We start from the raw sequence: 13,299 nt of genomic DNA on the forward strand, positions 1-13,299 counted from the left end.
TTTAAGCCACTCATCGAATGCAGATAAAACAGCATAAAACCTGCGCGGTAACCTCGGAGAAATCCGGATTACCGCGCAGAATTTATCATCGGAGACAGAAAACTTATTCCTGACGATTTGCTGACAGCTCCGTCACCTTCCGGATTGACGGAAGTACTGCGCGGATCGCAAGTGCAGCAGCCAACATCGAACCCGCCAAAACGGCTGCAAAGACAGGCGATATCTGCGCACTGAGAGTAGCTGATACTACCTGCATGAAAATCCAGCCAGCCCCAATCCCGATTGCCGTTGAAATTACCGAAATTAGCAGCAGCGGCGCAAGCGATTCCACAAGAATCATCCGATTGATTTCACCCAGCGTCATCCCTGTGAGCCGCAAAGTTAGAAGTGTACGGCGCCGTTCGAGAATACTAGCATAAGTTGAGACAACCAGTGAAAGTGTGGCAATCAAAATCGTGGCAATGATCCCGGCATAAGTGATCTTGGTGAGAGTCACAATCACTGATGAATTGATCACGCTGAAATCGTCAGAGTATTTACTGCTCACATAAATCTCAAGATCTCCCTGATCCATTTGCTGTTGCACAATTTCCGTACGCAAATTTTCGAGAGTCTGCAGCGAATCTATCTTCATGATGATGAAAGTACGTGCATCTTGATCCATAGCTGCATCAGCACCAATCTTCTTACCGATCTCAGTGCGATCAGCGCCGTAAACTACCTGTGTTCCAATATCATACGGTGCGCCATAATTTACGGCTACAAAGCCGCTGGCATCTGTAGGCTGCTTGAAAATATTGGCACAATCATCTTTCAGATAACCACCGGTACACGGAATAATCGGCCACCACGCATATGAAGAAATCGTTTGTACATCTTTAATGCCAGGGATGCTGCGAGCGATCACACCATACTTTGCGGCGGTAAATTCAGAATTAGTGTGACTAGTGAGATCCGATCCATCTGGCATAATAGCTGCAGCTTCCGGACCAGAGTGAGGTGCGATAATCACAGTGCCATCAGCGAATACGGATTGTGAGGGTTGGAATTCGTTGATGCTCTCCAAATCAACATCTGAAACTGCTGTCAGGAAGAAGCTGCCAGCAAAGAGCGCCAGCACCACGCCCGCCACCGAACGCGAAATCCGGCTTGCGTGTGAACGTACATACTGCCAACCGATAAAACTTGTCGGCTTGCGGGCAAACTTCGCAAAAACTTTCGCAACCATTGCCGTGATCCAAGTACCAGAAATCGTCAGACCAAACATGCACAATACGACTGCTCCCAATATGAACCAAATCGTATTCACATTTCCGTCATTCTCTTTGGTGGTAAGCCAGACCCAGATGAAGATTCCCATCCCTGCAATAAGCGGCAGGATTCGGAAGAAGGACGGTTTCTTTTCCATTTCTTGCCGGCGGGCAAGCCCAAGTGGTGATGTGGAGAGTCGGCGTAAGCTCCAACCGTTTGCAAAATAAACGAGCGCAAAAGTAAAGATTGCGGTGCCCAGGTAATGCCAGATCCCTACCGAAATCATGCTCGGCCACATTCTGCTGCTGCCAAATCTGATTTGCGAAAGTAAAGGATGTACAGCGAAATAGAGCCCGATCCCAATAATGTATCCAAGCACGGAAGCAATCAAAGCTTCGATTGTGACGATCCAAAACACTTGTCGATTAGTGGCTCCCACCAAACGCAAAGCCGCATAACGCTGCTCACGCTGGACACTTCCGAGTTTTGCTGCCACAGAAATAAGGAGTGCAACAGGGAAGAGGATGATCGTTAAACCCAGATAAAGCACAGCGCGAATAATCAAAACTGATAAACTAAAATCCTCGTCAGCAACATTCCAGGAAGAGACCACGTATGCCGTTGGATTTTCAGTAAGCTGTGCATTCCCGATCACTGCAAGATAATCATCCGGACCGCTAGTGAATTCCTGCGGTAATTCGCCAAGATATTTTGTGCCAAAGCGAATCGACCATTCAGGATGTGCAGATAACTCAGTTGCCAGCGCATGTGACGCATAAAATTCGCCTGGCTGCGGATACTCGATTCCATACAAATCTGGTGGATTATCGCTAGTTGTTTGCAATTCCAGTATTTTCACGCTGTGTATGCCAACTTTCTGCACGGAATTACTTGTGCCGATTGTGGCGATCACAGAATTTTCGGGAATCTTTGCCAGAATTTGCTGTTGCTGCGTCTGTTCAGCAAGATTTTCGGGATTCGCAACTGAAGTATTTTGCTCATCTGGAGTTATCGCACCACCTGCGATACCTTCGATAGTTGGGCTGTGAAACATAGCAGTGGTCAAACTTACTGCCCGCATATCGGTGAGGCCGGCGACGAATGCTGAAAAACTTAAAATCATTGCCACACAGAGCGAAATGGCGAATGTGATGAGCGCTAAGCGACCTTTTGATTGCGCCGCTGACTTCCGAAAGAGAGTTAATGCAAGATTCATGATGAGTACGCCTTTCCCAAATCACAATTCTGGATTCGTCGCAGTACTGGCGGGAACGGTGTGGGAAGCGGTGATGCCAGACGATTTCAGATCTGCAAGAAGACCGTCGCGGACAATCACAGTGCGGTCGGCATAGGCAGCAATGCTTGGTTCGTGCGTCACCATCACTACCGTCATTTCATTTTCTCGCGCCTGTTCTAGAAACATTTCCATCACTTGCGTTGACGAGTTTGAATCGAGTGATCCAGTAGGCTCATCAGCAAATAGTACTGCCGGCTTGTAGCAAAGTGCGCGGGCGATTGCTACGCGTTGCACCTCACCGCCAGAAAGCTTGCCGGGAAGTGAATTAGTGCGATGATCCAGACCAACGCGAGTGAGCCATTTAGCTGCTTCGGATTGTGCCTTTTGCCGTGATATGCCGTTTAGAAGCAGCGGGACGGCCACGTTATCGAGAGCCGTCAGTTCTGGTACGAGTTGCCCGAATTGGAAAATAAAACCGAATGCTGTGCGGCGTAAAATCGTGCGCTCAGTATCGTTCAAATTATCGATTCGCCGGTCTTGAAAATACACTTCGCCGGAAGTGGGGCGGTCAATTGCTGCAAGTGCGTGCAAGAGTGTAGATTTTCCAGAACCAGAAGGGCCCATCAGTGCAAGCACTTCACCAGTGTGAACATCCAAAGAAATTCCCCGCATCGCTTTCGTTGTGCCAAACTCTTTTGTGATATTGCGGGCTTGTAAGATCGTGGTCATTGAAATTCCTTTCGATTATTTATCTGCTTGAGGAGTAGGGGATGCGTGGTGAAGAGCGCAAAATGATTGCAAATACACGAAGGAGCTTTGCTGGCGATCTCATCCCAATGAAAAGCGATCTTCTGGCGCATCCAGACATCTTTAGCATAGCTTTCATAATCGTAAAAAGAGCTTTTTCAGCTACAGTTTCAGGGAAAAATCAGGGATCCCTCAGGGGGCAGATCAGCTGTAGAAAGGCAAACTTCAGGGGGCGTGCACTGAAAGCTGATATAACGAACCTGGTGCGGCATCTTTTTGCAGAAGATGCCGCACCAGGTTCGGACGATTTTGAATTATTGCGAATCGGAACTGTGTAAATCTTGTGGAAGCTTTAAGCTGCGTGCTTGCAAGTGCCGCAAGAGCACTTTGCGCAGTTGCACTCTGCGCATGATTCGCAATTGCATTCAGCACAAGCACAAACATCGCAGTCATCCCAATGACCTTCGTGCTCGTGGTGGGCGTGGCCATCATGTACAAAATCTAAATGATCGCCATGCTGGAAATGTGGGTGCTCGCAATCAACAGAATGAATGTGTTCGTGATTTTGGTGTTCGTGATGTTCAGTGTTCACAGTGATCATGCTCCTTCATATGGGTGTAGGCATCTTTGAAGATATGAGCTACGTGTTCGTCGATGAGTGAGTATTCCATTCGTCTGCCAACTCGTTTGGCTTCAATTAGGTGAGCTTTGCGCAAGATTGCAAGGTGCCCGGAAACTAGCGGCTGAGAAACTTGCAGAATCTCAGTCAGTTCCGAAACATCAGCGCTGCCTTCCGTCAAGCGCCAGATGATTGTGGCACGAATCGGGTTTGCCAAACTTGAAAACAGGCGAATCACGCCGTCATCTTCAGCGAAAATTTCGTAACTCATAAAACTTATTATATATAAATATAAATTTATATCAAGTTGAATTTATATTTAATTTCGATATCGGTTTTCGGCGAAAAATATTTTCGCCTGGAATAGTAGGAATAGTATTGGCACTTATTGATTTGATGCGTTGGCGAGCGGGATAGATAATTACTGCCAAAAGTCCCATTTGGATTCACTTTTGCAATAATCTAAATTCTTTGGTTAGATGTTGGGATTTTTCATAAATATTTTTCCAAGTAAATAAAATCCTTGAATTTGTAGGTAAAAGTGAGAATGAAATCGCAATAACTTGCAAGAAATACCATTTTGATAAACCAAATGAACCTTGTTTTGTAAAATGCATCATCGCGACCGCTGTGGTAACTTGGAAACGTGGTTAGCGCGTGAGGCTGCGAGATGTAGAGAGTTTTACGTGTAGCTGACGTTTTAGTTAGTGAGATGCAAAACTGCGTGAGACTACGGTGTCTCAAGCAATAACCGCCAAGAGAGGTAGTTAAACCACGCACTGATGAATACATCCAAGGACGGATGCATTTTAAGATACATAGAAAGGTCGATTATGAAGACTAAGTTTAAGATGTTCGCCGCATTGGCAGCATCGGTAGCTTTGGCTCTCTCCGCGTGTTCTCCATCCGATTCCGGCAAGAAGGATGAGGCGAAGGACGGTGGCAAGAAAGTACTTGAATTTGCTGCATTCGAGGGTGGCTACGGCAAAGACGTTTGGGAAAAAGTCGTAAAAGCATATGAAGAGCAAAACAAAGACGTTAAGGTCGAGATGAAAATTTCAAAGACCATTAACGAAGAAATTGCTCCTGGAATGAAAGCTGGCAAGTTCCCGGATGTGGTTTACTACTCCTCAGGGCAGAAGTCCGGATTTACCGAGACTCTTCTTTCTGAAGGCGCAGTAATGAAGATTAACGATGTCTTCGAGATGAAGGTACCAGGAGAAGACAAGACCGTTAAAGATAAGCTCCTCCCGGGTCTTCTCGGCGGTACAGCTACGAATCCGCTCGGTGGTGAAGATACTTATCTCGCTCCGCTTTTCTATGCTCCAAACGGTTTCGTCTATAACAAGAAGCTGCTTGCTGATAATGGTTGGGAAGCACCAAAGACTTGGGATGAAATGTTTAAGTTAGGCGATGCTGCAAAGGCAAAGGGGATCGCACTCTTTACCTATCCAGTATCAGGCTACTTTGATTCAGCGCTCCCATCAATCATTGCAAATGCTGGTGGAGCACAGCTTTGGTCAGATATTGCAAACTATAAGGAAGGCGCTTGGGAATCCGACGGAGCGACGAAGGCGCTTGAGACGGTAGCAAAGCTCGTATCGAAGGATTACTTGCTTGATTCCACCGTAGGCAATGCAAATAAGGAAAACTTCGTCAAGAACCAGCAGGCAATTCTTGACGGCACAGCAATATTCATGCCAAACGGTAACTGGATCGTAAATGAAATGAAGGACGCTCCGCGACCAGAAGGCTTTGAATGGGGTGTGATCCCAGCTCCTGCTTTCAAGGATGGCGGCGATCGTTTTGCATTCTCCTTCGTTGAGAATATCTGGATTCCAGCAAAGGCAAAGAATGCAGATTTGGCAAAGGATTTCATTGCATTCCTTTACTCCGATAAAGCTGTAGATATTTTTGCCGGTGCAGGTGCAGCGCAGCCAGTTGAAGGCGCGGCAGATAAGGCAATTGCTGCCGCTACAGATCCAGGCGTGAAGACATTCTTCGATATGATGAAAGCTGAAGGCGTTGCTGCTGTAGCTGGTGGTCCACTCGCAAAGACTGCTGAAGGTATCTCCTTCAAGGATTCTGTATACGGTGCAATTGATTCGGTTGCTTCCGGCGACAAGACTCTTGAAGCTTGGCAGAAAGATATCAAGGAAGTTACCGATAAGCTTCGTGCGGCAAAGTAATTTCAACCGGTAACATGTAAGTTCTCGTCGTAAATATGCGGTCTGAGGGGTGGGTGGATTTCCGCTCATCCCTCAGATTGCGGGATATGCGGCGGTATGCGCTCTGAAGTCTTAAACTAATTACAAATACCCCAACGTCTCGATCAATTTTCTGAAACCAATAAACACCAATTTCGATAATTGGCCCCAAAAACTATCTTTCGGTCACCGCAAGAAAACCAGTAATGGAGGGCATGATGCCAGGATCCAAAGAGTTGCATGAAACGGAAAAAGTGCACGCAACTCAAAAGAAATACGCAAGACCAAAGAAATCTGGAAACGCCTCACAAAAAACACGGCATACGCGGCGTTTTGCCTTTCTTTGCTCCTTGCCTGCAGCAATTTTGATGTTTATTTTTATCGTTATTCCAACGGTACAAGTATTTCAAATGTCAGTATTCAAATGGGGCGGTTATTCGCCGGAAAAAACATTCGTCGGTTTGAATAACTTCGTAATCCTCTTCTCGGATATGAAATTCCTTGAGGCCTTCCAAAATACTGTGTTGCTCCTTGTAGTGGTCACTTCGATAACCCTTCCAGCAGCCGTGATTTTCGGCGCGATACTAGTACAACTAAAAATTTACGGCACCGGTTTTATCCGTTTTATCCTCTATTTACCATCAATCCTTTCGATGGTGATCATTGCTGCGATCTTTGCTGCGATCTATGCACAAAACGATGGTCTGTTGAACTCCGTGTTAAGCGCAATCGGTTTAGAGCAATATGCGCAAGCATGGCTGGGCGATCAAAGCATCGTGATTTATTCAATTGGCTTTGCAATGCTTTGGCAATCGTGCGGTTACTATATGGTAATGTACATGTCGGCGATGGCTGGGATCGATGCATCTATTTATGAAGCAGCACGCATTGACGGTGCATCCAAAGTGCGTCAGCTCTTTACGATCACGATTCCCCTGATTTGGAACAATATTCGCACTACACTCACATTCTTCATTATTTCGTCAATCAATCTGTCCTTCGTGATCGTGCGTGCAATGACGGGCGGCGGGCCAGATGGTTCCTCTGAAGTTCTGCTTGGCTACCTCTACAATCAGGCTTACGATAATTCCCAGTTCGGATATGGTATGGCAATTGGCGTAGTTACTTTCACCTTCTCCTTCGCTCTCTCACTCATCGTGAGCCGGGTGACTAAACGCGATGTGATCCAGTACGGCTAAGGAGTGAAGAGATGCCACAAATACAAACTCAAATGAGAAATGAAAATTTGGAAATGGAGCCAGCCGAAATGAAATCTCAGGCGGAAAGCACGGAGCAAATAAGGCAGAATCGTCGAAATTCTGAAGATAGCTGGACTCCAGGACGAATTTTTGCCCATATCGTTCTCTTGATCATTTCCCTGACAATCATTGTGCCGTCAATTTGGGTACTGATTGCCTCTTTTAAGGAACAGTCAGAGTTTTACGGAAGCCCGTGGACGCTCCCGAAAGGTTTTTACTTTCAAAATTACATTGATGCCTTTATTGATTCAGGAATCGGGCAATCATTTTTAATTTCCGTTATTGTAACGGTGATTGCAATGGTCATCTCAATGTCAGTAGCGCTGCCGTGTGCATATGCGCTGGCACGTTATGATTTCCCAGGGAAAAAGATTTTGCAGCTTGCGGTGCAAGGTCTGCTCTTCGTGAATGTTAATTATATTGTAGTGCCGATCTTCCTGCTCTTGATCGGTGCTGATAACATTGTGCGGGCATTTTTACCAGACGGATTCTTTATCGATAATATTTTCATCCTTGCGCTCGTTTATGGTGCCACATCGCTACCTTTCACGATTTATTTGCTGCAAGACTTCTTTGCTGCGATTCCAAAAGAATACGAGGAAGCAGCAATGATTGATGGAGCTGGTTTAACACGCACGATGGTGCAAATTTTCTTCCCGCTGGCTAAACCCGCAATCTCAATGGCAATGCTCTTCAATTTCTTGTCTTACTGGAATGATTACGTAATTTCAATGACGCTAATCACTGGCGAGCGGAAAACGGTACAGGTGGGCATGCTGAATTTGATGAGTACCGCTCATTCTGCTACTAACTATGGTCGTTTATATGCTGGCATGGTGATTGTGGCGATTCCAGTGATTATTTTCTACATTGTGGTACAGAAGAAGCTGCTACAAGTTTCTACAGGAGGTGGCATCAAGTGAATGAAAAAAGTGTGATCATCCTACGTATCGTACTAGCCGTAATTTTCTACTTAGGATGTGTTGGATTAGCGATTTACGGCAATACCATTCCCGGTTGGAGTGGTCTGGGGATCATGATGCTCGGGCTTGCTGGGATCTTGACCTTACTCTATCTCTATAACCGACGGAATCGTTGATTCGGGATGCGATGCGTAATTCTGACTGCATGCCAGCGGAGCTTATTCGATGTAAAAGTTTTTCCTCAGCATCAGCAGCGGAAGTATTGATGCAGATGAATGGGGATACGTAAATCATGCTAGTTGTGGAAGCGCTTCTGGCCGGCTTTGCAATTGGCGCGATCGTCGGTTTACTTGGAGCAGGAGGCGGAATACTTTCCGTTCCAGTTCTGATATATCTATTGCATCAATCTCCGCACAATGCTGCTGCAGGGTCACTGGTAATCGTTGGGCTGACGGCGCTAGTCTCACTGGTGCCGCAAGTCAAAAGCGGAAAAATACAGTGGCGTGACGGTCTGATTTTCGGGATACTTTCGATTTTTGGATCAGTAGCAGGCTCACGGATTTCCCTTTTGATCAATGAAATACTTTTGCTAGTGCTCTTTGGAGTATTGCTTGCAGGCGTCGCTGTGATGATGCTGCATAAAGCAATTACTATCCGGCGCGATGAAAATCTTCTCGCAAATACAGAAAAAGCAAACACTGAAGAGCAGCCAACAAAAGAAAGCGAAAAATCTCCGCAAGCAAGAAATCTTTTCGCTTTGATTGCCGCAGCTACCTGCACGGGCTTTCTGACAGGATTTTTTGGCGTCGGAGGAGGATTCATCGTAGTGCCGATGCTGATTTTCGCACTCGGATTTCAGATGCGTGAAGCAGCTGCCACATCGCTGGTCGTGATGATAATTGCGGCGATCAGTGGTTTGCTTGCGCGTCTGGGAACCGCAGTGGTTTTTGACTGGTTCGTGATCATTCCATTTGTTTTCGCATCAATGCTTGGAGGGATGCTTGGAGCTGTATTTAATGATCGCTTCCGGAGCTCTACACTCACAGCGCTATTCAGTTTATTACTGGCAGGTGTAGCAGCCTTTGTGCTGGCCCAAAATATTCCATTATTGATCACTCCACTTGCATAAATGCGGTTCAGGCGCGATTGAAAACAGCTAATGATGAAAGGATCTGATTGCGGTTATGGAAACGCAAAATAAGCAAAAACCATTGAATCTGATTTTGCTTTGCGTTGATCAGATGCGTGCAGATGCAATGTCATGCGCTGGGAATCCGATCATTGATACGCCATATCTGGATGCACTTGCAAAGAATGGCACTCGGTTTACACACGCATACTCTGCAACGCCTACATGCGTACCGGCGCGGGTAGCGCTGTTCACTGGGCAGAGTCAGGAACGGCATGGAAGGGTCGGCTATACGGAAGGAATTCCTTTTGGCGAGGCATATCCGATTACCTTGCCGGGCGAGTTACGAAAAGCTGGCTATCAGACACAAGCTATCGGTAAGATGCATGTTTACCCGGAACGAGATCGCGTAGGATTCGATGATGTCCGCCTGCATGACGGCTATTTGCATTATGCACGTCGTGAGCATGGGCGGAATCTTGCATTAATCGACGACTATCTTCCGTGGCTGCAACGCCAGCCGGGGATGGCAGCTGCAGCTGAAACCGATCATGGGATCGGCTGTAATTCGATCGTAACCCGTCCTTGGGATAAACCAGAAGCCTACCATCCGACGAACTGGGTGATGAACGAAGCAATTGATTGGCTCTATCGGCGTGATCCTACAGATCCGTTTTTCCTTTATCTATCTTGGCACCGTCCGCATGCCCCTTATGATCCACCACAGTGGGCATTTGACCAGTATCGTGAGGCAAAGATCCCGGATCCGCCGGTAGGAGAGTGGAGCAAAGTTTGGGATGAGTATCGCGATGATGCAGCGGCTGAAGCAAAATTCGGGGTGCAACGCCCAGAAGTGCGAGCCCGTGCAATTCGTGGCTATTACGGTTCGATCACCCATATTGATACACAAATAAACCGGCTGATGGAAGCATTGAATGACTTTGATCTGCTGGATCATACAGCATTTGTATTTGTTTCTGATCACGGCGATATGCTCGGAGATCATAATTTTTACCGTAAATCTGTCGGGTATGAAGGAAGTGCACATGTGCCGTTTATCGTCAAGCTGCCAGGTGAGAAAACGGTTCCAACCTCGGGCGCTGTGGTCGAATTGCGTGACGTGATGCCCACGCTGCTTGATCTTGCAGGCGTACCAATTCCAGATAGCGTTGACGGGCAGAGCGTGCTACCACTATTACGGGCAGAGTGTGCTGAAGCACAATGGCGTAGCGAGATTCATGGGGAACATTTTTATGAAGTGTTCGGAGAAGAATCAATGCAATGGGTGACGGATGGGAAACGAAAGTTTATTTGGTTCTCCGGATCAGGGCTCGAACAGTTCTTTAACTTGGAAGCAGACCCGCAAGAGCTTGAGAATCTGATTGCTGATGCCGCTTATCAGGCAGAAATAAAACGGTGGCGGGAGTGCTTGATTTCGTATCTGACTGGACGAGAAGAAGGATTTGTAGAAGATGGAAAGCTGGTAGCCGGGCGCCCAGTGGTGAATGAATTTGCATGGGTGCAACAGCTGCAAAGCGGGCGAAATTAAGATGTCATAAACTGCTGAATGCGTAAAAGCTTTTGGGAGACGGCGGAAAATACCGCGAAAAGTATAATCTAACCGAATTTTGACCAGTTGTGCTGGTCAATAGATAAATAGATATTAATGAATATCGGCAATAACAATATCGAAGGAGGATCCAATGAATGGACGCTTAACTATTCCAACTGATCTTGATGTAGTACCCGAAACCCTTGAGCTAATGGAGCGCTGGGGTGCTGACGCAATTCGAGATGCTGATGGTACCGATTTCCCGCAGGAGTTAGCTGATACCGGCGCAAAAATTTATAAAACGTACTACACCACGCGAAAAGATAATGAATGGGCAAAGGCGAACCCGGAAGAAGTACAGCAGTCATATTTAATGACGGCATTCCATCTGGCTACGCAAGGAGAACTGCGAATCAAACTGATGGCAGGGATTTCTCCGGAATTAATGGAGCCAAATACACGCGATGATATCAAACGCTGGTGGGAAGTTGTTGATCGCACTACTGGAGCACCATTAGCACCAAATCAATGGGAATATGATGAAGCAACTGGAGAAGTGGTAATTTCTACACCGATCCAATATCACGAATACACGGTTTCTTTCCTTGCATACTTGATTTGGGATCCAGTGCATATGTATAACGCTGTGGTCAATGACTGGAAAGACGTCGAACATCAAATCACATTCGATGTGCGTCAGCCGAAGACCCGCGAATGGTCAATGCGCCGTCTGCGTAAATTCATCGAAGAACATCCATACGTAGATGTACTGCGATTTACTACTTTCTTCCACCAGTTTACGCTCGTCTTTGATGAATTACGCCGCGAAAAATACGTTGACTGGTATGGTTATTCAGCTTCAGTATCGCCTTATATCCTCGCACAATTTGAGACCGAAGTAGGGTATAAGTTCCGTCCGGAATTTATTATTGACCAAGGCTATTACAATAACCAATATCGTGTGCCGTCGAAAGAATTTCTTGATTTTCAAGCCTTCCAGCGCAGAGAAGTAGCAAAGCTGGTAAAGGAAATGACAGATATTTGCCACGAGTATGGTAAAGAAGCAATGATGTTCCTCGGTGATCACTGGATCGGTACTGAACCGTTTATGGAGGAATTCCAGACGGCTGGTGTTGATGCAATAGTTGGTTCAGTAGGTAATGGTTCCACACTTCGTCTGATTTCAGATATCCAAGGAGTAGATTATACGGAAGGGCGATTCTTGCCATATTTCTTCCCAGATTCTTTCTATGACGGAGCTGATCCGGTAATTGAAGCAAAAGAAAACTGGGTCACTGCACGCCGTGCGATCTTGCGATCGCCAATTGATCGAATCGGCTATGGCGGATATTTGAAGCTTGCATATAAGTTTCCAAAGTTTGTGGAATATGTAGAATCAGTGGCAAATGAATTTCGTGAGCTTTATACAAATATTGAAGGCACTACGCCGTACTGCGTGAAAACAGTAGCAGTACTGAACTCTTGGGGGAAAGCTCGTGCCTGGGGTGCACATATGGTGCACCATGCACTCTACCAGCGGCAAAATTATGCTTATGCGGGAGTGATCGAAGCACTTTCCGGTGCGCCTTTTGATGTTAAGTTTATTTCTTTTGACGATCTGCGGGCAGATGCGAGTGTACTTGCAGATATCGATGTGATCATTAATGTAGGAGATGCTGATACTGCACACACTGGCGGTGCTGCCTGGGCTGATCCGCAAATAGTTGCAGCAATTCGTGAATTTATTTATCGTGGTGGAGGCTTTATCGGTGTTGGCGAGCCGTCAGGGCATCAATATCAAGGGCACTTCTTCCAGCTGGCAAGCGCGCTTGGGGTGGAAAAAGAGACTGGCTTTACTCTGGGGTACGATAAATACAATTGGGATGAGCATCGCGATCATTTCATTCTTGCTGATGTACAAGACGCAGCTGCTGAGGCTGACGGGGCAGGAAAGCCTGCTCGAAATCATCATTTGCCAGATTTTGGGGAAGGGAAGAAGTCGATCTACGCTCTTGCGGGTGCAGAGATTCTGGTCCAAAAGGAAAAGGAAGTGCAGCTGGCAGTAAATGAGTACGGTCAAGGACGCGCAGTTTATATCTCCGGTTTGCCGTATTCATTTGAGAATGCAAGGCTTCTTTACCGTGCAGTACTTTGGGCAGATCACAGCGAAGATGAGCTGCATACCTGGTTTTCGTCGAACTATAACGTGGAAGTACACGCATATGTGGAAAATGGGAAGTATTGCGTGGTAAACAATACTTACGAGCCACAAAGTACCACGATTTATCGTGGCGACGGAAGTACTTTCAATCTGGAATTGGCAGCAAACGAGATTTGCTGGTACGAGATTTAGAGCGAGTTGATACTTTCGCTTC

The 13,299-nt window shown here is 46.5% G+C and carries 11 protein-coding genes; 8 read left to right on the plus strand and 3 right to left on the minus strand.

Going from position 1 to position 13,299, the window contains the following annotated elements:
- Positions 1-103: 103 nt before the first annotated feature.
- Positions 104-2,467: an FtsX-like permease family protein gene (locus J2S36_RS00625; protein ID WP_309954530.1), complete on the minus strand. Its 2,364-nt coding sequence runs from the start codon at positions 2,465-2,467 to the stop codon at positions 104-106.
- Between the two features lie 21 nt (positions 2,468-2,488).
- Entirely contained in the window at positions 2,489-3,217 is a 729-nt protein-coding gene (locus tag J2S36_RS00630) for an ABC transporter ATP-binding protein (RefSeq protein ID WP_309954531.1), read from the minus strand.
- Positions 3,218-3,258: 41 nt separating this feature from the next.
- Here J2S36_RS00630 and J2S36_RS00635 point away from each other — a divergent pair, with 41 nt between their 5' ends.
- A complete protein-coding gene (locus tag J2S36_RS00635; protein ID WP_309954533.1) occupies positions 3,259-3,573 on the plus strand; it encodes a hypothetical protein in 315 nt (104 codons plus the stop codon).
- 243 nt (positions 3,574-3,816) lie between these two features.
- Here the strand turns inward: J2S36_RS00635 and J2S36_RS00640 are convergent, their stop codons facing one another.
- A complete protein-coding gene (locus tag J2S36_RS00640; RefSeq protein WP_309954536.1) occupies positions 3,817-4,125 on the minus strand; it encodes an ArsR/SmtB family transcription factor in 309 nt (102 codons plus the stop codon).
- 562 nt (positions 4,126-4,687) lie between these two features.
- Here J2S36_RS00640 and J2S36_RS00645 point away from each other — a divergent pair.
- The 7 genes from J2S36_RS00645 to gnpA all read left to right on the plus strand — a co-directional run bounded on the left by J2S36_RS00645 (position 4,688) and on the right by gnpA (position 13,277).
- On the plus strand, positions 4,688-6,043 hold the full coding sequence (locus J2S36_RS00645) for a carbohydrate ABC transporter substrate-binding protein (protein ID WP_309954538.1): 1,356 nt from the start codon (positions 4,688-4,690) through the stop codon (positions 6,041-6,043).
- Between the two features lie 224 nt (positions 6,044-6,267).
- Positions 6,268-7,260: a carbohydrate ABC transporter permease gene (locus J2S36_RS00650; RefSeq protein WP_309954540.1), complete on the plus strand. Its 993-nt coding sequence runs from the start codon at positions 6,268-6,270 to the stop codon at positions 7,258-7,260.
- 11 nt (positions 7,261-7,271) lie between these two features.
- Entirely contained in the window at positions 7,272-8,243 is a 972-nt protein-coding gene (locus J2S36_RS00655; protein ID WP_309954542.1) for a carbohydrate ABC transporter permease, read from the plus strand.
- Complete coding sequence (locus tag J2S36_RS00660; RefSeq protein WP_309954544.1) at positions 8,240-8,419, plus strand: DUF6903 family protein; 180 nt, start codon at positions 8,240-8,242, stop codon at positions 8,417-8,419. The genes J2S36_RS00655 and J2S36_RS00660 overlap by 4 nt, the downstream gene beginning before the upstream one ends.
- Before the next feature lie 116 nt (positions 8,420-8,535).
- Positions 8,536-9,372, plus strand: coding sequence for a sulfite exporter TauE/SafE family protein (locus J2S36_RS00665; protein WP_309954545.1), 837 nt, complete (start codon positions 8,536-8,538; stop codon positions 9,370-9,372).
- A gap of 55 nt (positions 9,373-9,427) precedes the next feature.
- A complete protein-coding gene (locus J2S36_RS00670) occupies positions 9,428-10,921 on the plus strand; it encodes an arylsulfatase (protein WP_309954547.1) in 1,494 nt (497 codons plus the stop codon).
- Between the two features lie 154 nt (positions 10,922-11,075).
- On the plus strand, positions 11,076-13,277 hold the full coding sequence (gene gnpA / locus J2S36_RS00675; RefSeq protein ID WP_309954549.1) for a 1,3-beta-galactosyl-N-acetylhexosamine phosphorylase: 2,202 nt from the start codon (positions 11,076-11,078) through the stop codon (positions 13,275-13,277).
- Positions 13,278-13,299: the final 22 nt, after the last annotated feature.

Origin of the sequence: Arcanobacterium hippocoleae (assembly GCF_031456295.1) — a bacterium.
GTDB classification, from domain to species: Bacteria; Actinomycetota; Actinomycetes; order Actinomycetales; family Actinomycetaceae; genus Arcanobacterium_A; species Arcanobacterium_A hippocoleae.

Bases quoted from the DNA above. Each gene is read 5' to 3' on its own strand.
- J2S36_RS00625 (WP_309954530.1), bottom strand. From the start codon at position 2,467: ATGAATCTTGCATTAACTCTCTTTCGGAAGTCAGCGGCGCAATCAAAA.
- J2S36_RS00630 (WP_309954531.1), bottom strand. From the start codon at position 3,217: ATGACCACGATCTTACAAGCCCGCAATATCACAAAAGAGTTTGGCACA.
- J2S36_RS00635 (WP_309954533.1), top strand. From the start codon at position 3,259: ATGCGTGGTGAAGAGCGCAAAATGATTGCAAATACACGAAGGAGCTTT.
- J2S36_RS00640 (WP_309954536.1), bottom strand. From the start codon at position 4,125: ATGAGTTACGAAATTTTCGCTGAAGATGACGGCGTGATTCGCCTGTTT.
- J2S36_RS00645 (WP_309954538.1), top strand. From the start codon at position 4,688: ATGAAGACTAAGTTTAAGATGTTCGCCGCATTGGCAGCATCGGTAGCT.
- J2S36_RS00650 (WP_309954540.1), top strand. From the start codon at position 6,268: ATGGAGGGCATGATGCCAGGATCCAAAGAGTTGCATGAAACGGAAAAA.
- J2S36_RS00655 (WP_309954542.1), top strand. From the start codon at position 7,272: ATGCCACAAATACAAACTCAAATGAGAAATGAAAATTTGGAAATGGAG.
- J2S36_RS00665 (WP_309954545.1), top strand. From the start codon at position 8,536: ATGCTAGTTGTGGAAGCGCTTCTGGCCGGCTTTGCAATTGGCGCGATC.
- J2S36_RS00670 (WP_309954547.1), top strand. From the start codon at position 9,428: ATGGAAACGCAAAATAAGCAAAAACCATTGAATCTGATTTTGCTTTGC.
- gnpA (WP_309954549.1), top strand. From the start codon at position 11,076: ATGAATGGACGCTTAACTATTCCAACTGATCTTGATGTAGTACCCGAA.